The organism is Paenibacillus sp. EKM212P (genome assembly GCF_011066115.1).
Lineage (GTDB): Bacteria > Bacillota > Bacilli > Paenibacillales > Paenibacillaceae > Paenibacillus > Paenibacillus polymyxa_B.
This window is the reverse complement of record NZ_JAAMNR010000001.1, coordinates 500,840-522,716: the sequence shown is the minus strand read 5'-3', so window position 1 is coordinate 522,716 and position 21,877 is coordinate 500,840. Positions and strand designations below refer to the sequence as shown.

The following is a 21,877-nucleotide window of genomic DNA, read 5'->3' as shown; positions in this document are numbered from 1 at the left end:
TCACCGACCTATTCTCCAGTGGAACAGGTCGGTTTTTATCGTTCGAATTAAACCATCACATAAGCTGCAAGCAGACGTGCAGTGTTCACCACGGCCTGCTTGTGCGTGCGCTCCATGGCATGGGAGGCGTGTACGCCAGGGCCGATCAACGCAGCACGGATGTTATTACCGGCTCTTAGTGCAGCCGAAGCGTCTGAACCGTAGTGCGGATAAATATCTACCGCATACGGAATATTCAGCTCTTTGGCCAGCTCAATCAGACGGGTCGTCATAGTATAGTCATAAGGTCCGGAGGAATCCTTGGCACAGATAGAAACATCCGTTTCCTTGCAGCTCAGATCTTCACCCATACAGCCCATGTCGACAGCTATCATCTCACTGATTTCTTCAGGTATGTAAGCTGCTCCGTGCCCCACTTCCTCGTAATTGGAAATGAGCAATTTAACGGTATATCGAGGCTTCCAGTTTCCATGTACAGCAGATTCCAGTAAACCAAACAGTGCAGCTACACTAGCTTTATCATCCAGATGGCGTGACTTGATAAATCCACTGGGTGTTACGACTGGACGCGCATCGAACGAAATAAAATCGCCCACCGCAATACCGAGCTGAAGCACGTCTTCTTTTGACCCGACAAGCTCGTCAATCCGTACCTCCATATGGCTCTCTTTGCGCTCAAAGCTCCGTGCATCATCATAGACGTGCACGGATGGATGGCTGGACAGAATAGTGCCTGTATACGTTTGTCCGCTTCGGGTATGAATAAGGCAGTATTCGTTCTCAATGCTGTTCATCATGAAGCCGCCGACGGATGTCAGACGTAGGGTGCCTTGTGCTGTAATGGAACGCACCATTGCGCCCAATGTATCCACATGTGCGCTCAGCGCCACCGTATGGTCCGTTTCCTGACCTTTCAGAGTCAAGATGGCACCGCCTTTTGCATTCCATTCGATTTGTACCCCGAGGCTTTCCGCTTCTTTACGAATCAGCTCCATCACATGGTGTGTATACCCACTGGGACTGGGTGTGTTCAGTAGCTGATTTAAAAAGTTCATCATATAATCTTCATTTAATTGAATCGTCATTTGTTGCTCCTCCTCATTTGGACAACCGATCAGGGTTAGAGGACGGTTGCTCTATATCTTGGTCGAATGTAGACCCTGTGCTGGAAGAACCCGTCGAGTTATAGGTCACATCCGCGTTTGCTTCCACCGTGGATGTGTGCTCTTCTTGTAGTGTATGAAGCTGAGTAGTCAGACGTTTAATCTCTCTCTGAAGCCTATATTGGCGGAAAATACCGAAAGAACCGACAATAAGTCCACCTAGAAGAGTGCAACCAAGAATAAGCAAAATCAAAGGAATGCTAACCATACTGAATAGAAGGTTCACTTGAACCGAATTCACATTAATAACAGCAAATACAGCTGTTAACAAAGCAATAACAAGAGCTGCGATCAAAGACCATTGTGTTTTCAAAATGCCACCTCCTCCCGTTACATTATAAAATCCCTTGCCCGCCATGGACAAGGGATTTATCCGTGCATCATTTCAATGCTGGATTTTAAGTGCGCACGGTTTTACTTTCCTTCAGTTAGCTTTTCCATTTCTGTAATGACTTCTTCGAATACGCTCATCGCTTCGCGGATCGGCTGCGGAGAGGACATGTCAACGCCAGCTTTTTTCAAAATATTGATTGAATAATCGCTGCCACCGCTCTTCAAGAAGCCCAAGTAACGGTCAACGGCTGGCTGGCCTTCCTCCAGAATCTGTTTCGAGAAACTGGTTGCTGCCGAGAAGCCAGTAGCATACTTGTAGACGTAAAAACTGTTATAAAAATGAGGGATCCGTGCCCATTCCATTTCAATGTCTTTGTCTACCTTCATACCAGGCCCGTGATATTTCACATTCAGATCATAGTAAATCTCTGATAAAAGCTGCGGTGTAAGGGATTCTCCCTGTTCAGCGCGTTCATGTACAATTTTCTCAAATTCCGCAAACATGGTTTGACGGAATACCGTTGTGCGGAATTGATCTGCATAGTAGGTGAGAAGGTACATTTTCTCTTTCGGATCGGTTGATTTGTTCAGCAGGTAGTCCATTAGCAACGCTTCATTGGTTGTGGATGCCACTTCAGCCAGGAAAATGGTGTACTGTGCATCTCTATACTTCAATGCGTTGTCTGAATAGTACGAATGCAACGCATGCCCCATTTCATGAGCAAGTGTGAACATGCTGTTCAGGTTATCTTTATGGTTCAGCAGCACATATGGGTGGGTACCATAAGCTCCCCAACTGTATGCACCAGTACGTTTGTTTTCGTTTTCGTATACATCAATCCAGCGCTCATCATAGCCTTTTTGCAACGAAGCCAGATAGTCCGCGCCCAGTGGCTTAAGGCCTTCCTTTGTTTGCTTTTTGGCGTCTTCATACGTAATGTCCATCTTGTATTCGTCCACAAGTGGAGCGAACAAATCATACATATGGAGCTCATCCACACCTAACAACTTTTTACGCAGCTTGATGTAGCGATGGAGCAGGGGCAAGCTTTCATGAATGGTATCAATGAGATTCGTATACACTTCCTTCGGAATATTGTCACCGTACAGTGACATTTCCAGTACAGAAGGGTATTTGCGAACACGAGAATAAAAAATATTTTTGTTTACATTGGCACTTAGTGTAGAAGCAATTGTATTTTTATTTTTGGCATATGTGTCATATACCGCTTTAAAAGCACGTTCGCGAACTTCGCGATGCGGACTTTCGAGGAATTGAATGTAGCTGCCATGAGTCAGCTCAACCTCTTTGCCGTTTTCATCCTTAATTTTTGGAAACTTCAGATCGGCATTGTTGAGCATGCCAAAAATCGTTTGCGGGGCTTGAGCCAGATTGCCAACCTGAGCGAGCAACGCTTCTTCTGTCTTGCCCAGAATATGTGCTTTTTCCCGCTTCATTTCTTGAAGTGTAAACCGATAATCTGCAAGCTTCGGATCTTCAATGAAGGCATCGAGCTGATGATCCGGCAATGCCAAAATTTCAGGCGTCACGAAAGAAAGAGACTCGCTAACCTCAACGCCTAATTTTTTGGCTTTTTGCGAAAGACCCTGGTATGTAGGTTCTGCTGTATCCTCATCATGATGCAGATGTGCGTACACATATACACGCTCGGTTTTAAGCGACAATTCATCTTCCAATTTAAAGCAGCTGCCAATCGACTCTGCTGAATTGAGCTTGCCTTGGAATTGTTCAGCCTTTTTGGCTAGTTGTTTGACTTCTTCGTATTCTTGATCCCATGCTTTGCGGTTGGGAAACAAATCTTCCAGTTTCCATGTATTTTCCACTGGCGCATTAGCGCGTTTTACAATTTCACTCATGGAGAGCCTCCTCTGATCGAACGTAATGTGGGGTAGGGCTGCGGCAGTAAGGGACGGATGCCAAAACGAAGAAACCGCCACGCTTACCGTAAGCAGCAGGGCAAGAGGTTTTACAGGATGCATGTAACGGCAGATCCTCCTTATACCATGGCTTATTATGCCATAGTATGACCTCTTACGCCCGAAAGTATAATTTTCCTTACTGTGGGTTGGAACCTATATTTAATAAGCTGTATACAATGAGATAAAAGGCAAGGCAAACCATGATTACAGCAGTGAGGGCCATCCACTTTTTGAGAGGAGTCGGTATCGTATCACGCTTCATGATCAGCACTCCGCCCAGCGTAAAGGCCAGAATAATGAAGATGAGATAGCTGTTGGACACCATGAATAGGCTAGACCTGTTTGAAAGCGTTCATGATCCGCTGCCACTCTTCCTCATTATCTTGAAAGGACTGCTTGGGAAACCGATTTTGAGCCCAATGCATTAGCGCCGGACGGCTTAAAAACGTGTGGGCTTCCTCGCCCCAATCATCGGATATTTCCCGTAGAACGATGTAACGGCCCTGCACCTCGACAGTCATCATGTTCCAATTGTCTTTTTTGTATATTTCGTGTTTTTTCATCATATGCATGTCTCCGATTTTATAGATGTTTTGGTTCATGATACCGCAGTTTCCGCCGCAAAAGCAAATCATTCCAGCCCGAAAAACCCGGAAAAACATCAATTGCATTGTGAAAAAGCATGAAGTATAATATGGATATTCGCCATAGATGGCGGTATTTTTAGGAGGTTGTTCACTTGAAAGGTACAGTTAAATGGTTTAACGCAGAAAAAGGTTATGGCTTCATTCAAATGGATGGTGGCGAGGACGTATTCGTACATTTCTCCGCAATCCAAGGCGACGGCTTTAAAACTTTGGAAGAAGGTCAAGCGGTTGAATTCGAAATTACTGAAGGTAACCGTGGACCCCAAGCAGCTAACGTAATCAAACTGTAAGTGTAACTGAATTGTAAGAATGGTTCCGTTTCTACGGATGTCTTATATATTACGGTTAAACTATGAATTGAGAGCGCAGTTCCTTTAATTTAAGGGACTGCGCTTTTTTGCGTAAATACGTTTATGATATGAGAAGATTGAGCAGGAATAGGGTATTATACGTAATAAAACTAGGCAGAAGACATTTCAAATTGAAGGAGTTGAGAAAATGAGTGCAGCAGAGGCTAGTCGTAAGCCTTCCCTGATTGAAGGTCCTATTGCCAAAACGCTGTTTATGTTCTCTTTGCCGATGCTGTTCGGAAACATTCTGCAATCCCTGAATGGAACGATCAATTCGATCTGGGTTGGGAAGTTTCTGGGAGAAGCCGCATTGACTGCCGCTTCCAACGGAAATATTATAATGTTTTTTCTTATCAGTTCGATTTTTGGCGTTACCATGGCTGCCACTATTATGATCGGACAAAATATCGGAGCAGGAGACGTAGCTGAAACCAAGCGTATAGTAGGTACAAGTGCAGTCTTTTTTCTGGTGCTCGCTTTTGCTATAGGTATTATCGGATTTTTGAGTGCGCCTTGGATTCTTCATGTACTCAATACACCTGCCGAATCAGTGGATATGGCGATCACGTATACGCGTATTATTTTCGCAGGCATGCCCTTTTTGTACGGCTATAACTACATAATGACTGTAATGAGAGGGGCTGGAGATTCCAAAACACCATTTTATTTTCTGATCGTTTCCGTCGTACTGGATGTACTACTCAACCCGCTGTTAATATTCGGATGGGGACCGATTCCTGCTATGGGCATTGGAGGTTCCGCTACTGCTACCCTGATCGCTCAAGGGATCAGCTTTGTTTTGATCCTCATTTACCTATATCGAGTAAAATATTTTTTGCGCATTACATCTTCAGAGCTTCATTTACTCAGATTTGATTGGAAGATTATTTGGACCCTAATCCGTAAGGGAGTGCCGATGGGGTTGCAAATGATTGCTGTCTCCACCAGCGCGATTGCTTTAATGAATCTGATTAACGGCTACGGGACAGTGGCAGCAGCAGCTTATACAGCAGCCAATAATTTGTCGAGCTATGTGCAGATGCCAGCAATGGCGTTAGGTGCAGCTGTATCTTCCTTTGCCGCTCAAAATATCGGAGCCGGACGTTGGGATCGAGTGCGCATGACAACCTGGATTGGGATTGTGTATAATTTTGTGTTGACTGGTGGAGCTGTGGTATTAATTTACGTGTTTAATCATCAGGCCTTGCTCATGTTCCTTCCATCTACGGGGGGTGCATTGGAATTGGGTATGCGGATTAATCTGATCACCTTGTGGTCTTTTGTTATATTCGGTGTTACCAATGTCATTACAGGTGTTGTTCGATCGACGGGTTCCGTCATGATACCGCTTTTAATTACCATTATTTCATTATGGGGCATTCGTATACCTTTGGCCTATGTATTTGTCGATGAGTATGGTCTAGATGCTGTATGGTGGAGCTTTCCTGTTGGTTTTGCTATCTCTGCCGTAGCAGTCATTTACTATTATGCTTTCGGGAAATGGAAGCAGGCAAGCATGGGAGAGGGAATCCAAGCCATGAAGTCCGCAGAGGACAAGGGATAGGTAGGCCATTTATACTATTTGCGATTAGACTCTTATAAGGATAGATTTTGTGTAACTCCTATTTTTGACTAATAAAACATTACAGGTATAAAATTCTTTTTGTAAGAATAGCTCATTTTCTTGAATTTTAAAGAAAAAAGTGAGGTTGTTCATTTGTGCTAAAAGGACGATCATATTATAATGGATATGGTTTGGATAGGTATAATTACGTAGACAACAATGTGGAGGCACCGTCATTTGAGTTATGTTGAGCAAGGACGTTATCAAGTACCGAGAGGCCCCATAGGTCTAATGAGCCGAATGTACAAGCACATTCTCCCTGAAACGAAACTAGAATTGAGTAACTGGAAGAGCAAGGCCGAACAAATTCCGGACCCTGAGCTGCGAAGCCAGGCGCTTGCAAGCATAGCGGATAAGACATTTCACTGCGTGGGTGGAGCGGTTTATGCCGCTGCCAATATGTCTGCCCGGCAGACGCTAATTCCGCTGATCGTAGCGTATCAGACCATTAGTGATTATCTGGACAACCTGTGTGATCGCAGTACGTCCATGGACCCGGATGATTTCAGGCTACTGCATCAGGCTATGCTGGATGCAGTTAATCCGACGGCTAGGCCAGTGAATTATTATGAGTTGCGTCGTGAGCAGGAGGATGGCGGTTATTTGACCAGGCTGGTGACAACCTGTCAGTCTTGTGTAAGCAGGCTTCCGGGCTATGAGGCGGCTATGCCTTACGTTCAGGATTTGGCTCGATTATACACGGATTTGCAAGTATACAAGCATATTAAACCCGAGCTGCGGGAACAAGCGCTTTTGGATTGGTGGTCGCTTCATAAAGACCGTACACCAGAGTTGCGCTGGAATGAGTTTGCTGCGGCTACCGGTTCAACTCTGGGGGTCTTTATGCTGTTTCTTGCTGCCAGCGACCAGCATCTGACAGATGCAGGGGCTGCCTCAATACATGCATCGTATTTTCCACATGTGTGCAGTCTTCATATTTTGCTGGATTATCTAATCGATCAAGACGAAGACCGGAAGGGCGGAGATCTTAACTTTTGCAATTATTATGAAGATACCGACATGATGCTGAACCGGATCGCCTACGTTGTGAATCGGGCGCGGGCTGATATTGCAGATGTCCCTGCCAGCTCCTTTCACCGGATGATTATCGAGGGATTGCTGGCTTTATATTTATCCGACCCTAAAGTTAGCGAGCAGCAGGACGTTCGCGCTGTTTCGAAACGTTTAATGAAAAATAGTCCGCTCATGCGGTTGTTTTTCTTATTAAACAGTCGATGGATAAGAAGGCTTATATGATTAATTTGAGGAGGTCATAAAAATGACAGCAGTTAAGAAAATTGCAGTATTAACAAGTGGTGGAGATTCACAAGGGATGAACGCTGCAGTTCGCGCCGTCGTGCGCAGCGGATTGTATTTTGGACTGGAAGTATTCGGGATTCAACGCGGTTATCAAGGCCTTTTGAACGACGATATTTTTCCAATGGATCTGAGAAGCGTAGGAGATATCATCCAACGTGGGGGTACTGTACTTCAATCTGCAAGATGTCTGGAATTTACGACCGAGGAAGGGCAGAAGCGAGGCGCTGAAATTTTGCGTAACCGCGGAATTGATGGCGTAGTCGTGATCGGTGGCGACGGTTCTTACCAAGGAGCTAACAAGCTGACCAAGCAAGGAATTAAAACCATGTGCCTCCCGGGTACGATTGACAATGATATTTCCTTCACCGACTATACGATTGGTTTTGATACGGCGGTTAGTATCGTAGTGGACGCTATTAATAAGCTGCGTGATACGATGTCATCCCATGAACGTTCTTCCATCGTAGAAGTTATGGGACGTCATTGTGGAGATATTGCTTTGCATGCGGGTCTGGCTTCCGGCGCGGAAACGATTTTGGTACCTGAGGTAGAGTTTGACCTGAAAGAAGTATCCGATCGGATGAAGCTAAACTTTAAGCATGGCAAACGCCACAGTATCATTATTGTTGCTGAAGGTGTAGGCAAAGGCGAAACAGTAGCGCAGGTAATCCAAGAAAATTGTCCGGATTATGAGCCGCGTGTTACGGTGCTTGGACACATTCAACGTGGCGGCACACCAACCGCATTTGACCGCAACCTTGCGAGCCGTTTGGGTGACTTTGCTGTTCGCCAATTGATCGAGGGCATATCTGACAAAGCTTGCGGAACGATCGACGGTAAGCTGGTAGCTACAGATATTGACAAGGTTGTAAATACCAAAAAAGATTTCAACATGGAGCTTTATGAGCTTGCCTTGCGTTTGTCCCAATAATAAGAGCCACTATGTATAATAGATCGGCTCTGATATTGGAAAAGATCAAAATTATGCGGATGACCCGAGTCATCCGCTATTTTTTTAGCTTTGAATCCTATCAGGAGGTAGTCATACATGTACCTATTCAAAATCGAAGTGGACAGTTCGGAAGGAGCGCTGACCGTCATTCTTGCTGCTGAAAATGAAGAACAGGCATTTGAGGAGATTGAACAACATGTGGAGAGACACTTTCTATTTCCTCCCAAGCTGAACGAAGTGGCGATTGTGGAGAAAAAACGAATAACTTTAGGCGCAGCATATGTAATCGAGACACGCAAAGGCTAAATAGCCTCTGCGTGTTGTTTTTTTTCGGAGAAACGACGTTGTACTTTCACCAGACGCCAGAGAAGTAAAATAGCACCTACTGCCAACCCTGTAATCAAACCGATCCAGTAGCCGTAGGGCCCCAATGAAGTCCAGCGTGCGAGTATATATCCTACAGGAAGCCCAATGACCCAGTAGGAGAGGAATGTGAGCAAAAAGGCTGGATTGACGTCTTTATACCCGCGTAGCGCTCCTTGTGTAGGTGTAGCGACAGCATCAGATATCTGAAAGAAAATCGCATAGATTAGAAAATGCTGTGCCAATTGAATGACCTGAGGATCGGTGGAGTAAAGTCGAGCGACCTGTTCACCCCAGATAAGGAGTACAATAGCTGTAATCAGTGATAGACCTACTGCGCTACTGATCCCCATTACACTATAAGCTTTGGCATCCCGCGGACGAGTAGCTCCTGTTTCATAGCCAACTAGAATCGTAAGTGCCATGCAAATGCTGAGAGGAATCATATACAGCGTAGATGCAAAGTTCATGGCGGCCTGATGTGCGGCTATGGTAGCTGTATTATAACTGCTCATGAAGAGAGTGACGGCTGAAAAGACGGCAGTCTCAAAAAATATAGCAAATCCAATCGGTACGCCAATCTTGATGAGCTCTTTCAAAGCACCAGCAGCAATCCCGTATATTTTGTTGAAGATTCGGTATTCGGCAAATATTTTTCCACGATGCGCAGTGATACCGGCGACCAGCATGATGATCCAGTAGGTGGTTGCCGTTGCCACTCCGGAGCCTACACCTCCCAGACGCGGAAAACCCCAGTTTCCATAAATAAGAAGATAGTTCAACAATACATTGATGGGTAACGACATGAGCGTGATGAACATCGTAAAGCGGGTTTGTCCCAATGCATCCATAAAGCTTCGGAGTACAGTGTAGGCAAATAGAGGAACAATCCCGAAGGCCATGGCACAAAGGTAGTATAGGGCCACATTATGAACTCTAAGTTCCAAGTTCATACCGTTCAAAATAGGTTTGACCAAAATGATGCCAGCAATCAAAACGATCATAGACAGGGAGAGAGAGAGCCAAAGTGCTTGAATGACATAGTAGGAGACTTTATCTTTGCGCTGTGCCCCCACTAATTGAGATACAATAGGTGTGATAGCCATAAGTATTCCGTTAAGGCCTGTTTGTACAGGAATCCACAGACTTACTCCAATGGCTACTCCAGCCAGATCAGCAGGGGAAAAGTGCCCTGACATATTCGTATCGAAAAAAGTCATGGCAGATAGTGCAAGCTGGGTAATCAGGATAGGGAGCAAAATGTAGAAAAGCTGCTTCCATTTCTGCCCCGTTGTTAGAGTCAATTGCATTTTTGTTTTCCTCATTTACTAGGGATTCATTATTCGTATATATCATAACATGTAAGTATTTATTGTAAGGGATACCGCTATATTTGAACAGTAATAAAAAAGACTGCACCCGTTCGCCAAACAACGGGACAGCCTTCGAAATAATGATATGATTTCTAAATTTTATATAAAATAATAAAAAGTCCGGAGAGATAAATTATTTGTAAGTTACTCCGCTGGTATAGCGGTTTGTGGCATTCCAGAGTAAATATTCATCCACTTTCATATCCTTAAGCGCTCGTATCTGGTCCTCTACTTGAGTTTTCCCATACTTGGCATAATGTCCGCTCCCCAACCAACTTGCGGTAAAATCCTGAATCCAAGGACGAATAATTGGCTTTAGCTTGCCCGTCGGATCGAGCTTTTTGTGTGTATCGGCCATGGAGCCTTTAATCGTCTGGTAGGGATTCTTATCGGGGTCTTTTACACCGAACCAGCCTGTGGTGTAGTGACTTGGATAAACCATGGGCGAAATGACATCCACATTTTCGGAGATTTTAGTGAAATCTTGCCCGATCCCCTCCGCAGCAGGAACGGATGCGGCATATCCGAAAATATCTACGGATACTCGTACACCTAATGGTGCAAGCTCTTTACGGGCATATTGTACGAATTCAGCGACTGCATCCGAGCGGGATTGATCTGATTTAGTATATTTCAGCTTGTCTGCTCTTTTCTCAAAGCCTTCGGGGAAACGTACATAGTCAAATTGAATTTCCTTAAAACCAAGTTTGGCTGCTTCCTTAGCGATGGCGATATTATAATCCCATACTTCTTTATTATAGGGATTGACGAACCCGTCTCCTTTGCCGTTTTTCCAGACAGAGCCGTCAGGGTTACGGAAAGACATCTCGGGATTTTTGTTAGCTAGTACCGTATCTTTAAATACGACAATACGAGCAATCGGGTAAACATTATGCTTTTTCAATCGGTCCATCAAACCGGAAATATCCCGAATGAATTTTTGCGGCTTGCCCAATTTGAGCAGCTCGGGATTGGTCGTTGGATAAGTGATGTAACCTGCATCGTCTTTAATATCAATAACCATGGAATTGAGCTCTGTCTTGTCAAGCAGTTCAAGCAGCTGAGTCATACGCGAACCGCCTGCGCTATAAGCCGTGACATAGATGCCCTTGATAGCAGGAGTCGTCGGTTGTGGGTCAATTTTAACTGGGGGATTGGAGGCATCCACCTTCATATTATTGTGCTGAGCCTGGATCATGGCACTACTAATTGTTGTTGCCACCGTATCTTTTACATTTGGAGCGTTGGCTGACTGATCGCCGTTTCCGCCTATCCCCATCGCCAATAGCATAATTGCCCAAATCATATTCATTTCCTAACTCTCTCCCTTATGTATGTCGCTTACCTGATTATACGTAAAGTTATGTATCGAAAAACAACACGCTTGTAACCAATACTGGAATCATCAGGCACAGTCTTACATGATTAACCCAACCTGTGTTCATTGAATCCATAAAAATGCATAAATAATGCCGCTCTCTTCGCGGTTGTAGATGTAACCGGAAGAAGCGGCACTTGGTAAAGAAATTTATTGAAGATAATTATTGTCTTGATGCTCGCAAATACTGTACTGAATAATTTCTAGCGCATCCGTTGGCTTGAGTATGGCCATCCCGTCCCGAAGCACAATCATCGAGTTCAGCTCATCCTTTTTGAGAGAAGGGAGCATTTCTGGGTACCATCTTAAGACAATGTCGGACAGTTTTACCGTTTCCATTTCCACAAAAATCACCCTTTCCTGCTCGGAATCATTCCAAAAGAATCATTCAATACGATTCGGAAAAGCAAAGTGCCTGTGAAATAGCAGGTAAAGCTGGTCTTTATATACTATGGGAACAGCGCACATATAGTGTACCACAGAAACTGTATTTTGACACTTGGGTTTGTGCTTATCTTCGGCGAAATGAACCCATCACCCCAACCGTTTCCACAATATTGACAAAAGCTGAAGGGTCCACTTCTTTAATGATCCGTTTTAATTCAACTAGCTCGTAGCGTGTCGTGACAGTCATCAGCATGTCCTTTTCGGTATGTGAAAATGCGCCTTCAATTTTTATTTTGCTAACACCGCGTGGTGTGGTTAACATCCGCTCCAGTAGCTTGTCGGTGTGTTCTGTAATAATGTAGACGGTAATCTTCGTGTGACTGACATAGATTTGATCCAATACCTTGCCAGTCACAAAAATAGATAGCATGGACGCAAGTGCAATATTCCAATCATCGTTCAAATATCCTGCTGCAAGAATGACCAGTCCATTCATGCCAACAAGTACAGTTCCTACGGGGAAGTCACGATAACGAGTGACGATGGAACCGATAATGTCAAAACCGCCCGTAGAACCCCCTACCCGAAAGGAAATTCCTGCTCCAACGCCGATCATCACCCCACCAAAAACGGAGGCTAGTAGGGGGTCCGACACGACAGATTGCACCGGCACCCAGGCCAAAATCCACGTTGTAACGACAACGGATAAAATGCTCAGGCTAATAAAACGCTTGCCTAAAATAAACCAGCCTGCAATAAGCATCGGAATATTGATAATAAAATACATCGCGCTGATATCAAATTTTGTGAAGTAGCCGATTAACATGGAAAGACCGGCTACTCCCCCGCTCAGCAAGTGGTGTGGCACGAGAAACAGATTAAAACCGCATGCAATGGCAGCGGCTCCAAGAATGACAATTAAGCAGTTTAACACTATTTTTAACAACTTATTTTCACCTCATTTAAATTATACGGGAAGCAACTTGCTGGTATTCATGAATTGTTCTGTGCTATAATGCGATGTGGATATTCTTGAGTAGGGACCTATGTCCAGAGAAACACTTAAAATTTAAACTGTTTTAAAAAGGATAAATTCGTTTAAGATGTATCGGATAGGTTCTCCAAATTCATTACAGAAAGATACAGTTATAGGTCTAAATAAACTGTCACTGTATTGGGGAAAACTTATACAATAATATCGCTACTTAAGAATACAGACAACATTGTGGATTGTCCACCACATCCACCATTATGAAGGAGTTTGAATAAATTTGACGACATTTGCAGAATTTGATCTTGAACCGAAAGTAATTCAGGCGATTACAGAACTGGGCTTTGAAGAAGCAACACCAATTCAATCCCAATCCATCCCGATTGCACTGCAAGGCAGAGACATGATTGGCCAAGCCCAAACAGGTACTGGTAAAACCGCTGCGTTTGGTATTCCGCTGATTAACAAAATTTCTAGAAGCGACGAAAAAATCAGAGCCCTGATCATGGCACCAACACGTGAGCTTGCTATTCAGGTGGCTGAAGAAATTGAAAAACTATCCCGTTTCAAAGGTCTTCGTACTTTGCCGATCTATGGTGGACAAGATATCGTACGCCAGATTCGTGCTTTGAAAAAGAAACCTCAAATTATTATTGGTACGCCAGGACGCTTGCTTGATCATATTAATCGCAAAACCATCAAGCTGGAAGATGTAAACACAGTTGTTTTGGATGAAGCAGATGAAATGTTGGATATGGGCTTCATGGAAGATATTCAATCCATTCTGAAGCAAGTTCCAGACGAGCGTCAAACGATGCTTTTCTCGGCTACAATGCCTCCTAATATTAAAAGATTGGCTGAGCAATTCCTCAAAAATCCTGAGCATGTTTCAGTTATTCCTAAACAAGTTAGTGCTCCACTGATTGATCAGGCCTATATCGAAGTTCCTGAGCGTCAAAAATTCGAAGCATTGAGCCGTTTGATCGACATGGAATCCCCAGAACTTGCTATCGTTTTTGGTCGTACCAAGCGTCGGGTAGACGAGCTGGCTGAAGCTCTGCAAAAACGCGGATATTCTGCAGACGGTTTACACGGTGACTTGTCTCAAAACCAACGTGATGCTGTAATGCGTAAATTCCGTGACGGAAGCATCGACGTGCTCGTAGCGACTGACGTAGCTGCCCGTGGTTTGGACGTTTCCGGCGTAACTCACGTTGTGAACTTTGACCTTCCGCAAGATCCAGAAAGCTATGTTCATCGTATTGGACGTACTGGACGTGCAGGTAAAGAAGGGGAAGCTTGGTCTTTCGTAACGCCTCGTGAAATTGACCATTTGCACTTTATCGAACGTGTAACTCGTCACCGCATTCCACGCAAGCCGCTTCCAACGTTGGCTGAAGCTCTGGAAGGCAAACAACGTATCATTGCTGAACGTCTCCTGGAGGCTGTAGAAAGCGGTGAGTTGAACGAGTATAAAGGTTTGGCTATTCAAATGCTGGAGCAATATGATTCTGTACAACTTCTCTCCGCAGCTCTGAAGCTGATGACTGGTGAGAAGAGAGAAGCGTCGGTTGAACTGACTCCAGAAGATCCGATCCGTGCAAAACGTCGTAAACCAGACGTGCGTTCTGGCGGTCGCAAGCCTTCCAACTACAGCGGTCGCAGCAACGGTGGTTACAATTCCAACCGTTCTGGCGGTAGTGGAAGTAAAGGTGGATATGGCGGTTACAGCCGTGGCAAAGAAGGCGGTGGCAACAACCGTGATTCCGGAAGCCGCTACAGTGGAGATCGCAAACCACGCCCGAGCAGCAATGGAGAAACTCGTCGTCCTGCAAGACGTGAAGATTCTTCTTCCGAATAAGAAATGAAATAATGAAAAGTCGAAGCAGATGAAGCTTCGGCTTTTTTGTTATGATTAATTAGTATGAATGAACCTTTTTAGCGATCTGCATTAATGGGTCACGTATTGATTTCACTGGCGTATTAGGGCTGAAATACGGTATGATATAGTCAAGAGCCGGAATTTATAGGCATAGCAACATGAGTCTTGGAACTGCCAAGGCTTGCGGAGGGAGAGACTGACATTGGAGTTTAAAGGAGCTATGGGTGGTATTTACCGCCTGACCGAGTGGATTACCCGACTGGCGGCTACAAATTTGTTATGGGTGTTATGTTCGTCGCCTTTTGTGTTCTGCCTCATACTGAAACTACTTGTAATGAATCAGAATTTGGCTAATGAGTCTTTACAAATGAATTGGGCGATGGCTATTTTGGCACCGCTTACTTTATTTCCAGCCACATCGGCTATGTTCACAGTGGTTCGCAAATGGGTAATGGGGGATACCGATACAGGCGTGTTTCGTACCTTTTTTAAAGGGTACAAAGAGAACTATAAGCAGAGTCTGATCGGGGGTATCTTTTACACGTTACTGTTTGTCATCATGTATGTGGATTATACCGTATATATGACACAACTCAGCAACTTGCAAATCGTGGGCGTGATTATGCTTATTCTTATCATTATTTTGCTTGTGTCTATGTTTAACTTCTTTTCTATGGTGGCTCATTATCATATGTCTACCGGACAAATTATTAAAAATGCGGTGTTACTGACGCTGATTCGACCATTTCGTGTATTTTCTACCCTGCTCGGCAGCGCTGTTGTTATATTTATCGGAGTCAAATATCCTGTGCTTTTCCTATTCTTCATTGGCAGCGTGGTTGCCTGGTTCGCTTTCTTTAATTTTTACGGAACGTTCCTCAAAATGCAGGATCAAATGGAAAAGATGAAGCAGAAAGATGAAGATACGGCAAGCATTGAAGACAAAAAAAGTGATAACCCCTAAAAATAAAACATATTTCTCCTAGCATTTACTTTCTGAGTGAGAAGCGCTATAATAAGGTCACATCCTGCGATGCACGTTACGGTCATTTGTTGTTTTGAACCAATGACAATGTCTAGGGAGATCTATACGGATGAATAGCTGAAAAGCCCTGTCAATTCCTGACAAGGGGACTTCAAAAGTTTATTCTGCGGTCACCCACCTGCTAAAGCAGGTTCAGAAGACGCTATGGTCGGACGGCATCGGCGGGTACTCCAAAGATAATGAATACACTCTGTTCATGCTTCGTGCAGAAACAGGGTGTTTTTTGTATGCAACAATGTTAAACTAAGACATGAGGTACTAAGGTCGTATACCACAGGTATGGTCGGTTAACTTTTTGTTGTTTAACGTTTTTATAAAGCGCTTGCAGCAAAAAAACCGATGTGCTGCATTATGGCAACGATTATCGTGAAGGAGGAAATGTCTTGTCGTTGAAGAGGACTCTGGTAGGGATTGTGCGCAGCCAAGAAGGTACAAGCGACCGGGTCAAGGACCCCCAAATGAAGACACGCTATTATAACTTATCGAGAGACAAGGCTTGGGAAGAAGTATCATCTATTTTGAAAAAAATTCCTGGCTACAAGGTACTCCATGAGGTAGCATCCGTAGGTGAGATTACGTTAGAGAAGCGAACGGCGTTCGGTAGAACCGTCGACATTACCGTTTCCATATTGTCCATCTCGCCAGTTCGGAGTGCGGTGGATATTTATTCTGCTTCACGCGGATCGCTAGGGGACTTGGGCGCGAATTACCGCATCATTTTGCAACTGTTCGCTGTGATTGACAAGAAGCTGTCCGCTCATAAGGTCGTGCAGTAATTGTAGATGCGTGAGCAGTGATGTGGCAGACAAACGTCAAAAAAAGCGAGGAAGGCAACCCTTCACTCGCTTTTTTAATATTCAGTCTGATTTAGACGAGTTTTTTCACTGCTGCAATCGCTTGGTCATAGTCAGGATGTTCGGACATTTCGCTCAAGTATTCTACGTAAGCGATTTTGTCATTTTGATCAATTACAAAAATAGCTCTATGATCCAAATGGAATTCCTTGATGAACACACCATAAGCTTCGCCGAAGGAATGATCCTTATAGTCGGACAGTGTCAATACGCGGTCGATACCGGCAGCACCGCACCAACGAGCTTGAGCGAAAGGCAGATCGACGCTGACAGTTAGCACCACGACTTGATCCCCAAGGTAATCAGCTTCTTGGTTAAAACGTCGAGTCTGTGCGTCACACACGCCTGTATCCAAAGAAGGAACAACACTGATCAATTTGACTTTGCCCGCAAAGTCTTGGAGCGTAGCTGCTTCTAGCAGGTTTTTCTGTAATTTGAAATCAGGTGCCTGATCTCCAACCTTTAGTTCAGGACCTAAGAGTGTCAAAGGATTGCCTTTAAAAGTAGCAGCTCCTGTACGTTCTTGTGCCATATGTAATAGCCTCCTTGGTTTTTAGCATTGGTTATCGTTGCCGAAATCTATTATAATCTTTTATAAAAGACATTGTCCAATTTGAATAAGGTGGAGACACCCATGAAGGAAGGATTGCCTTGATTTTTTTACGTTATGAGAACTGGAAAAGTTATTTACGGTTTTACCCAGTGACCTGTCTGATTTTGCTCATTAATATTGTGATGTTTATTGTACTCACCGTACAGGGTGGATCGGAAAATAGTTTGACGCTGATCCGATATGGAGCTTTGATTAATGAAGCGCCATTCACTGATCAGCTGTGGCGATATGTATCAGCCATGTTTTTACATGCAGGGTTTGATCATCTTCTGTTCAATTCCTTCGCCATACTCGTATTCGCTCCTCCGCTGGAGCGTTTGCTGGGGTCCTTCCGCTATGTGTTATTGTATCTGGTCACGGGCATTGTAGGGAACATACTGTCCATCGCGCATTACAACATGATGGCGGAAACGACAGTCTCTGTAGGAGCCTCAGGAGCGATTTATGGCATCTATGGAGCTTTCCTATACGTTGCCCTGTTCCAGCGGTCACTGATGGATGACGCCTCGCGCAAAACGCTGTACACGCTGCTTGGGTTTGGTATCCTGTTTTCTTTCGCTGTAGCGAACATTAACTGGACGGCTCACTTCGGGGGATTACTCAGTGGGTTTTTCCTTTATGGATTAATGATCAGATTGACTGGCCAACGCAAACGTCACTAAAGACAGTTTTACCGTAAGTTAGCAGGGTAAGAAAGAGGATGATGTTCGATTGACGTCTTCTTCCGGATGTTGAAAAACAGATTGGAGCGAATATCGGAGTGGAATTACGACAGTTGCAATACTTCATGAAGGTAGCGCAAAAAGAACATGTCACTCAGGCAGCCGAGGAGCTACATGTGGCGCAATCTGCGGTAAGTCGGCAAATTCATCAGCTTGAAGAGGAGCTGGGAGTTAATCTTTTTATGCAAAAGGGTCGCAATTTGCAGCTAACGCCAGTGGGACAGCTATTTTGCAAACGGGTTGAGACGATTATAAAAGATCTAGAGCGAGCTGTTTTGGAGGTTCATGAGTTTTTGGACCCTGAGGGGGGCGAAATCCGCATCGGTTTTCCGCACAGTTTGGGGATTCATCTTATTCCTACGGTGGTGGCTGAATTCCGAAAGCGGTATCCCAATGTTAAATTCAGATTTAAACAGGGGATGTACCCGAGTTTAATTCGTGATGTGTTAGCAGGTGAGGTGGATTTGGCTTTTGTATCTCCTTTTCCGGATCGTCATGATCATGTAGAGGGGGATGTGGTGCTGACCGAGGAGTTGTTTGCTGTTCTCCCGCCCAATCATCCTTTAGCCACGGCCAAACACATCACGCTGAGTCAGCTTAAAGGAGAAAAATTCATCCTGTTCAGAGATGGATATTCGTTACGCCCGATTGTCTGGCAGGCTTGTCTGGAGGCAGGATTTACGCCAGATATTGCTTTTGAAGGTGAAGAGACAGATACGATTCGCGGATTAGTTGCGGCTGGTATGGGAGTCAGTCTTTTGCCTGAAATGGCGTTGTTTCAGACCAACCCGCTTCAACCTGCAAGAGTGTCAATTGTTGATCCAGAGGTCACGCGAACTATAGGCTTGATTCATCGCAAAGATGACAAGCTACCATTAGTTGCAAAGTCATTCCGGACTTTTTTATTGCAATATTTTGGTCTTAAAGGTAGTGTTGCTACTCCGAATGGAAGTGCAAAAGCGGATTTAGGGCAGTGAGTATAGCTGGTTGGTTTTAGATAAAGAAAAAAAGGTTGTTCCTCTACCGTTAACTTGGTGGAGGAACAACCTTTTTGCAACACAAGCAATTAATCCCGGCTGTTAAAGATACCGATTAAGCGAATTAGTTCCAGCAAGGAAACGAGAGCTGCAGCCACATAAGTTAATGCAGCAGCATTTAATACTTTGGCGATCCCCCGTTCTTCATCACTACGGATAAACCCTTCGGAAACCATAATTTCCCGGGCGCGGTTGGAAGCATTAAATTCAACCGGTAATGTAATTAATTGAAAGGCAACAGTAGCCGAGAAAAAGATAATACCCAAGCCAATCAGGTTTGTGTAGCTGAATAAGAAACCGGCAATCAGCAGAAACGGTGCAATCCCGGAAGCGAAGTTTACGATCGGAAAGATCCGATGACGGAGTGCTAGCATGGGATAATGCTCTTTATGCTGAATGGCATGACCGACCTCGTGACAAGCTACGGCAACTGCGGAAATGGATTTTTCATAATAAACGGGCTCGGACAGTCGTACGACTCTTTGCATCGGATCATAATGGTCAGATAACGCACCAGGTACTGGTTCAATAGGTACATCATGCAAACCATTGCGATCCAGCATATGCCGAGCTGCATCATAACCGGTCAACCCATTTTCATTTGGGACATCAGACCATTTATTAAAAGTACCTTTTACACGGAATTGCGCCCATAAGGATAATCCGAACGCAAGAATAATCAATATATACATACCCATCATAAAGCAACCCTCCATTATTGTTCGTCATAGCCCGGGCATCTACATCATAGAACTATGCTCCAGCAGATACTTCAGAGCTTCGATACAAGCGGCGCTTTGTGGTAGTAGACCAGTAAGCAACTTGCGCGCTTGAACGGGCTTGAGCTGCCCCAAAAGAGGCTGTAGTTCATTGACTTCACGTTCTAGACGCTGCATGTGCATCTCTAGACTCGTTAGTTTGTCAGTGACGTGCTCTTCCCCCGCGACCGAGTTCCATTTAATCAGTGTCTGTCTGATTTCCTCAAGGCTATACTTCTCTTGTTTCATTTGGTTAATACGTTCAAGCCTGTTTAAGGTTTCATCATTATAAAGCCGATAATTTTTCAATGATCGTTCTTCAGGTGTGATCAAACCAAGCTTTGTGTAATAATCAATAGTTCGTTCGCTGACACCAGCCGCCTTGGCTAGCTCACCAATTCGATACAGCTTCATATCCCCATCTGTCTTCACCTCGCGCTCTTCGTTCAACCTTCAATATTAGCATTTGCAAACGGAGTGTATATAAAGAATATTTTACATGATTCCCAACCATACAGTCAAACGTCATGCTTTTTTCTGGACAGAAACAAGCAACTTTTATAGTTAGTAAATGTGACATGAAGTGTTTGGGACCATATTTTTTTAACATAATAAAAAAAATCTTGTCAACTTTCATGTATTCTGATTATAATGACAATAAGAATTTCACGAAATGTAAAGAAACTTAACATTCGAGGGAGTGGGCTTCATGAGAAAAAAGTGGTTAGTTGTATTATTGGCCATGCTGACAGTATTAGCTTTTCCGGTAGGTGCGTTTGCTGCTGACGGTCCGACAAATATTCAACTTCAAGCCGGGCTAAACACGGCCTTTACGTTCTTGGCATTTATACTTGTATTTTTTATGCAAGCGGGATTTGCATTGCTGGAGGCAGGCTCGACACGAATGAAGAATGCAGGCCATGTCGCTGGTAAAACGATTCTCACCACAGGTGTTGCGGCTTTGTCCTTCTGGGCACTTGGATTTGGATTCGGATTTGGTAATGATGGCGGCAACGGATTTATGGGACTGACGGGTTTCTTCATGAGTGGTACGAATGCTGCTGCATCGTTTGATGCTCTTTCAGGTCTGGATGTTCCGATTACAATTATGTTTTTGTTCCACTTTGCTTTCGCTGCGGTATCACTTTCTATCGCATGTGGGGGAATGGCAGAGCGTGCAAAATTAAGTGTATACATTATCTTCGGTATTTTGTTCTCTATCGTGATCTATCCGGTTGTAGCTCACTGGGTGTGGGGCGGCGGATGGCTTGGTAAGTTAGGCATGCAGGATTATGCCGGTTCGACGGTAGTCCATTTGACAGGCGCTACGGCGGCACTCGTCGCTACACTGCTGCTCAAACCGCGTCTGGGAAAGTTCAATAAAGATGGCAAGCCGAACATTATCCCTGGTCATAATCAGGTGTACTCTATCTTGGGTGTTATTATTCTCTGGTTTGGTTGGTTTGGGTTTAACCCAGGTAGTGCTGTATCGGCTATGAACGACGGATTCTTTGGATATGTGGCTTTGACTACCAATATTGCTGCTGCGGCAGGTGGGGTTTTCGCTTTGCTCGTATCCTGGATGGTATATGGAAAAGCAGATATTCCTGCTATGCTAAACGGTGTGCTGGCGGCTTTGGTTGCTATTACTGGTTCTTGTGCCTTTGTAGCCCCTTGGGCGGCACTGGTCATTGGTGCAGTTGCAGGGATCGTCACTTTCTTCACAGCGCAATGGTTCGAGCGTGCAAGAGTAGATGACCCGGTATATGCTTTCTCTGTGCATGGTGTTGCAGGGATGTGGGGCGCAGTGTCCACAGGGTTCTTCGCTACTCCTGAGCTTGTAAAAATAACAGGTGTAGGTCAAGCGGGTCTGTTTTATGGTGGTGGATTTACACAATTAGGAGTACAGCTGCTTGGACTGATTGGCACTTTGGCTTTCGTGTTCGTCATTTCCTTCATTATTCTGGGTGCGATGAAAGCAATTATGGGTATTCGCGTTACAGAAGAGGAAGAAACGATGGGACTGGATATCAGTGAACACGGTACGTACGGCTATCCTGAGCAAATGAAGTTGGTTGCCGAGGCTGAAAAGCGTTCTGGAATTGTGAACTAATATGTAAAATATAAAGAACCAGTATGGATGA

General features: G+C 44.5%; 23 protein-coding genes and 1 other RNA gene. 12 read left to right on the top strand and 12 right to left on the bottom strand.

Annotated features, from left to right (window positions below):
* Positions 1 to 47: 47 nt before the first annotated feature.
* The 5 genes from G9G54_RS02455 to G9G54_RS02435 form a co-directional block, all read right to left on the bottom strand.
* The gene (locus G9G54_RS02455; protein WP_165175849.1) at positions 48 to 1,085 is read right to left on the bottom strand and encodes a M42 family metallopeptidase; all 1,038 of its coding nucleotides are present in this window, start codon (positions 1,083 to 1,085) and stop codon (positions 48 to 50) included.
* Between the two features lie 13 nt (positions 1,086 to 1,098).
* The gene (locus G9G54_RS02450) at positions 1,099 to 1,521 is read right to left on the bottom strand and encodes a LapA family protein (RefSeq protein WP_165175848.1); all 423 of its coding nucleotides are present in this window, start codon (positions 1,519 to 1,521) and stop codon (positions 1,099 to 1,101) included.
* Between the two features lie 56 nt (positions 1,522 to 1,577).
* On the bottom strand, positions 1,578 to 3,374 hold the full coding sequence (gene pepF / locus G9G54_RS02445; RefSeq protein WP_069291632.1) for an oligoendopeptidase F: 1,797 nt from the start codon (positions 3,372 to 3,374) through the stop codon (positions 1,578 to 1,580).
* A 199-nt stretch (positions 3,375 to 3,573) separates the two neighbouring features.
* Positions 3,574 to 3,762 (bottom strand): hypothetical protein, encoded by a 189-nt coding sequence (locus G9G54_RS02440; RefSeq protein WP_025715827.1) that lies wholly within the window; start codon positions 3,760 to 3,762, stop codon positions 3,574 to 3,576.
* 7 nt (positions 3,763 to 3,769) lie between these two features.
* Entirely contained in the window at positions 3,770 to 4,003 is a 234-nt protein-coding gene (locus tag G9G54_RS02435) for a hypothetical protein (RefSeq protein ID WP_013309704.1), read from the bottom strand.
* 173 nt (positions 4,004 to 4,176) lie between these two features.
* Here G9G54_RS02435 and G9G54_RS02430 point away from each other — a divergent pair, with 173 nt between their 5' ends.
* The 5 genes from G9G54_RS02430 (at position 4,177) to G9G54_RS02410 (ending at position 8,636) form a co-directional block, all read left to right on the top strand.
* The gene (locus tag G9G54_RS02430) at positions 4,177 to 4,374 is read left to right on the top strand and encodes a cold shock domain-containing protein (protein ID WP_013309706.1); all 198 of its coding nucleotides are present in this window, start codon (positions 4,177 to 4,179) and stop codon (positions 4,372 to 4,374) included.
* Positions 4,375 to 4,582: 208 nt separating this feature from the next.
* On the top strand, positions 4,583 to 5,998 hold the full coding sequence (locus tag G9G54_RS02425; protein ID WP_165175847.1) for an MATE family efflux transporter: 1,416 nt from the start codon (positions 4,583 to 4,585) through the stop codon (positions 5,996 to 5,998).
* Positions 5,999 to 6,235: 237 nt separating this feature from the next.
* On the top strand, positions 6,236 to 7,315 hold the full coding sequence (locus G9G54_RS02420) for a tetraprenyl-beta-curcumene synthase family protein (protein ID WP_185156267.1): 1,080 nt from the start codon (positions 6,236 to 6,238) through the stop codon (positions 7,313 to 7,315).
* Between the two features lie 22 nt (positions 7,316 to 7,337).
* Positions 7,338 to 8,309 (top strand): 6-phosphofructokinase, encoded by a 972-nt coding sequence (gene pfkA / locus G9G54_RS02415; protein ID WP_165175844.1) that lies wholly within the window; start codon positions 7,338 to 7,340, stop codon positions 8,307 to 8,309.
* Between the two features lie 117 nt (positions 8,310 to 8,426).
* Positions 8,427 to 8,636, top strand: coding sequence for a DUF3906 family protein (locus G9G54_RS02410; protein ID WP_023988014.1), 210 nt, complete (start codon positions 8,427 to 8,429; stop codon positions 8,634 to 8,636).
* On the opposite strand, the gene G9G54_RS02405 is transcribed toward G9G54_RS02410, so the two are convergent.
* From G9G54_RS02405 to G9G54_RS02390, 4 genes are all read right to left on the bottom strand, one after another.
* Positions 8,633 to 10,003: an MATE family efflux transporter gene (locus G9G54_RS02405; protein WP_165175842.1), complete on the bottom strand. Its 1,371-nt coding sequence runs from the start codon at positions 10,001 to 10,003 to the stop codon at positions 8,633 to 8,635. The two genes, G9G54_RS02410 and G9G54_RS02405, sit on opposite strands and share 4 nt — an antisense overlap.
* Before the next feature lie 196 nt (positions 10,004 to 10,199).
* Positions 10,200 to 11,378: a putative glycoside hydrolase gene (locus G9G54_RS02400; RefSeq protein WP_061828601.1), complete on the bottom strand. Its 1,179-nt coding sequence runs from the start codon at positions 11,376 to 11,378 to the stop codon at positions 10,200 to 10,202.
* 216 nt (positions 11,379 to 11,594) lie between these two features.
* Entirely contained in the window at positions 11,595 to 11,783 is a 189-nt protein-coding gene (locus tag G9G54_RS02395) for a hypothetical protein (protein ID WP_080683009.1), read from the bottom strand.
* Positions 11,784 to 11,955: 172 nt separating this feature from the next.
* Positions 11,956 to 12,777: a YitT family protein gene (locus G9G54_RS02390; RefSeq protein WP_165175841.1), complete on the bottom strand. Its 822-nt coding sequence runs from the start codon at positions 12,775 to 12,777 to the stop codon at positions 11,956 to 11,958.
* A gap of 325 nt (positions 12,778 to 13,102) precedes the next feature.
* Between G9G54_RS02390 and G9G54_RS02385 the strand changes: the two genes are divergently transcribed.
* From G9G54_RS02385 to G9G54_RS02370, 4 genes are all read left to right on the top strand, one after another.
* Complete coding sequence (locus G9G54_RS02385; protein ID WP_165175839.1) at positions 13,103 to 14,683, top strand: DEAD/DEAH box helicase; 1,581 nt, start codon at positions 13,103 to 13,105, stop codon at positions 14,681 to 14,683.
* A gap of 223 nt (positions 14,684 to 14,906) precedes the next feature.
* The gene (locus tag G9G54_RS02380) at positions 14,907 to 15,668 is read left to right on the top strand and encodes a YesL family protein (protein ID WP_061828600.1); all 762 of its coding nucleotides are present in this window, start codon (positions 14,907 to 14,909) and stop codon (positions 15,666 to 15,668) included.
* Between the two features lie 58 nt (positions 15,669 to 15,726).
* Positions 15,727 to 15,921: non-coding RNA, 6S RNA (ssrS, locus tag G9G54_RS02375), on the top strand.
* 211 nt (positions 15,922 to 16,132) lie between these two features.
* Positions 16,133 to 16,525, top strand: coding sequence for a DUF1499 domain-containing protein (locus tag G9G54_RS02370; protein WP_165175838.1), 393 nt, complete (start codon positions 16,133 to 16,135; stop codon positions 16,523 to 16,525).
* Positions 16,526 to 16,616: 91 nt separating this feature from the next.
* Here G9G54_RS02370 and tpx read toward each other — a convergent pair whose 3' ends face one another.
* Complete coding sequence (tpx, locus tag G9G54_RS02365; protein WP_165175836.1) at positions 16,617 to 17,135, bottom strand: thiol peroxidase; 519 nt, start codon at positions 17,133 to 17,135, stop codon at positions 16,617 to 16,619.
* Between the two features lie 119 nt (positions 17,136 to 17,254).
* Between tpx and G9G54_RS02360 the strand changes: the two genes are divergently transcribed.
* Both G9G54_RS02360 and G9G54_RS02355 read left to right on the top strand, forming a co-directional pair.
* Positions 17,255 to 17,878, top strand: a complete 624-nt coding sequence (locus tag G9G54_RS02360) for a rhomboid family intramembrane serine protease (RefSeq protein WP_061828599.1) — start codon at positions 17,255 to 17,257, stop codon at positions 17,876 to 17,878.
* Between the two features lie 98 nt (positions 17,879 to 17,976).
* A complete protein-coding gene (locus G9G54_RS02355; RefSeq protein WP_039270004.1) occupies positions 17,977 to 18,915 on the top strand; it encodes a LysR family transcriptional regulator in 939 nt (312 codons plus the stop codon).
* Positions 18,916 to 19,004: 89 nt separating this feature from the next.
* On the opposite strand, the gene G9G54_RS02350 is transcribed toward G9G54_RS02355, so the two are convergent.
* Positions 19,005 to 19,676: a zinc metallopeptidase gene (locus G9G54_RS02350; protein ID WP_023988023.1), complete on the bottom strand. Its 672-nt coding sequence runs from the start codon at positions 19,674 to 19,676 to the stop codon at positions 19,005 to 19,007.
* Between the two features lie 39 nt (positions 19,677 to 19,715).
* Positions 19,716 to 20,147 carry a MerR family transcriptional regulator gene (locus G9G54_RS02345; protein ID WP_023988024.1) on the bottom strand — a complete coding sequence of 144 codons (432 nt, stop codon included), beginning with the start codon at positions 20,145 to 20,147 and terminating at the stop codon, positions 19,716 to 19,718.
* A gap of 295 nt (positions 20,148 to 20,442) precedes the next feature.
* Between G9G54_RS02345 and G9G54_RS02340 the strand changes: the two genes are divergently transcribed.
* Positions 20,443 to 21,846 carry an ammonium transporter gene (locus G9G54_RS02340; protein WP_039270006.1) on the top strand — a complete coding sequence of 468 codons (1,404 nt, stop codon included), beginning with the start codon at positions 20,443 to 20,445 and terminating at the stop codon, positions 21,844 to 21,846.
* The last annotated feature ends 31 nt before the right edge of the window (positions 21,847 to 21,877 follow it).

What these genes read in the sequence shown, in the direction of transcription:
- G9G54_RS02350 (WP_023988023.1), bottom strand. Translation starts at nt 19,676, where the DNA reads ATGATGGGTATGTATATATTGATTATTCTTGCGTTCGGATTATCCTTA.
- G9G54_RS02435 (WP_013309704.1), bottom strand. Translation starts at nt 4,003, where the DNA reads ATGATGAAAAAACACGAAATATACAAAAAAGACAATTGGAACATGATG.
- G9G54_RS02450 (WP_165175848.1), bottom strand. Translation starts at nt 1,521, where the DNA reads ATGGCGGGCAAGGGATTTTATAATGTAACGGGAGGAGGTGGCATTTTG.
- G9G54_RS02395 (WP_080683009.1), bottom strand. Translation starts at nt 11,783, where the DNA reads ATGGAAACGGTAAAACTGTCCGACATTGTCTTAAGATGGTACCCAGAA.
- G9G54_RS02345 (WP_023988024.1), bottom strand. Translation starts at nt 20,147, where the DNA reads ATGAAGCTGTATCGAATTGGTGAGCTAGCCAAGGCGGCTGGTGTCAGC.
- G9G54_RS02410 (WP_023988014.1), top strand. Translation starts at nt 8,427, where the DNA reads ATGTACCTATTCAAAATCGAAGTGGACAGTTCGGAAGGAGCGCTGACC.
- pepF (WP_069291632.1), bottom strand. Translation starts at nt 3,374, where the DNA reads ATGAGTGAAATTGTAAAACGCGCTAATGCGCCAGTGGAAAATACATGG.
- pfkA (WP_165175844.1), top strand. Translation starts at nt 7,338, where the DNA reads ATGACAGCAGTTAAGAAAATTGCAGTATTAACAAGTGGTGGAGATTCA.
- G9G54_RS02455 (WP_165175849.1), bottom strand. Translation starts at nt 1,085, where the DNA reads ATGACGATTCAATTAAATGAAGATTATATGATGAACTTTTTAAATCAG.
- G9G54_RS02425 (WP_165175847.1), top strand. Translation starts at nt 4,583, where the DNA reads ATGAGTGCAGCAGAGGCTAGTCGTAAGCCTTCCCTGATTGAAGGTCCT.
- tpx (WP_165175836.1), bottom strand. Translation starts at nt 17,135, where the DNA reads ATGGCACAAGAACGTACAGGAGCTGCTACTTTTAAAGGCAATCCTTTG.
- G9G54_RS02405 (WP_165175842.1), bottom strand. Translation starts at nt 10,003, where the DNA reads ATGCAATTGACTCTAACAACGGGGCAGAAATGGAAGCAGCTTTTCTAC.
- G9G54_RS02440 (WP_025715827.1), bottom strand. Translation starts at nt 3,762, where the DNA reads ATGGTGTCCAACAGCTATCTCATCTTCATTATTCTGGCCTTTACGCTG.
- G9G54_RS02400 (WP_061828601.1), bottom strand. Translation starts at nt 11,378, where the DNA reads ATGAATATGATTTGGGCAATTATGCTATTGGCGATGGGGATAGGCGGA.
- G9G54_RS02340 (WP_039270006.1), top strand. Translation starts at nt 20,443, where the DNA reads ATGAGAAAAAAGTGGTTAGTTGTATTATTGGCCATGCTGACAGTATTA.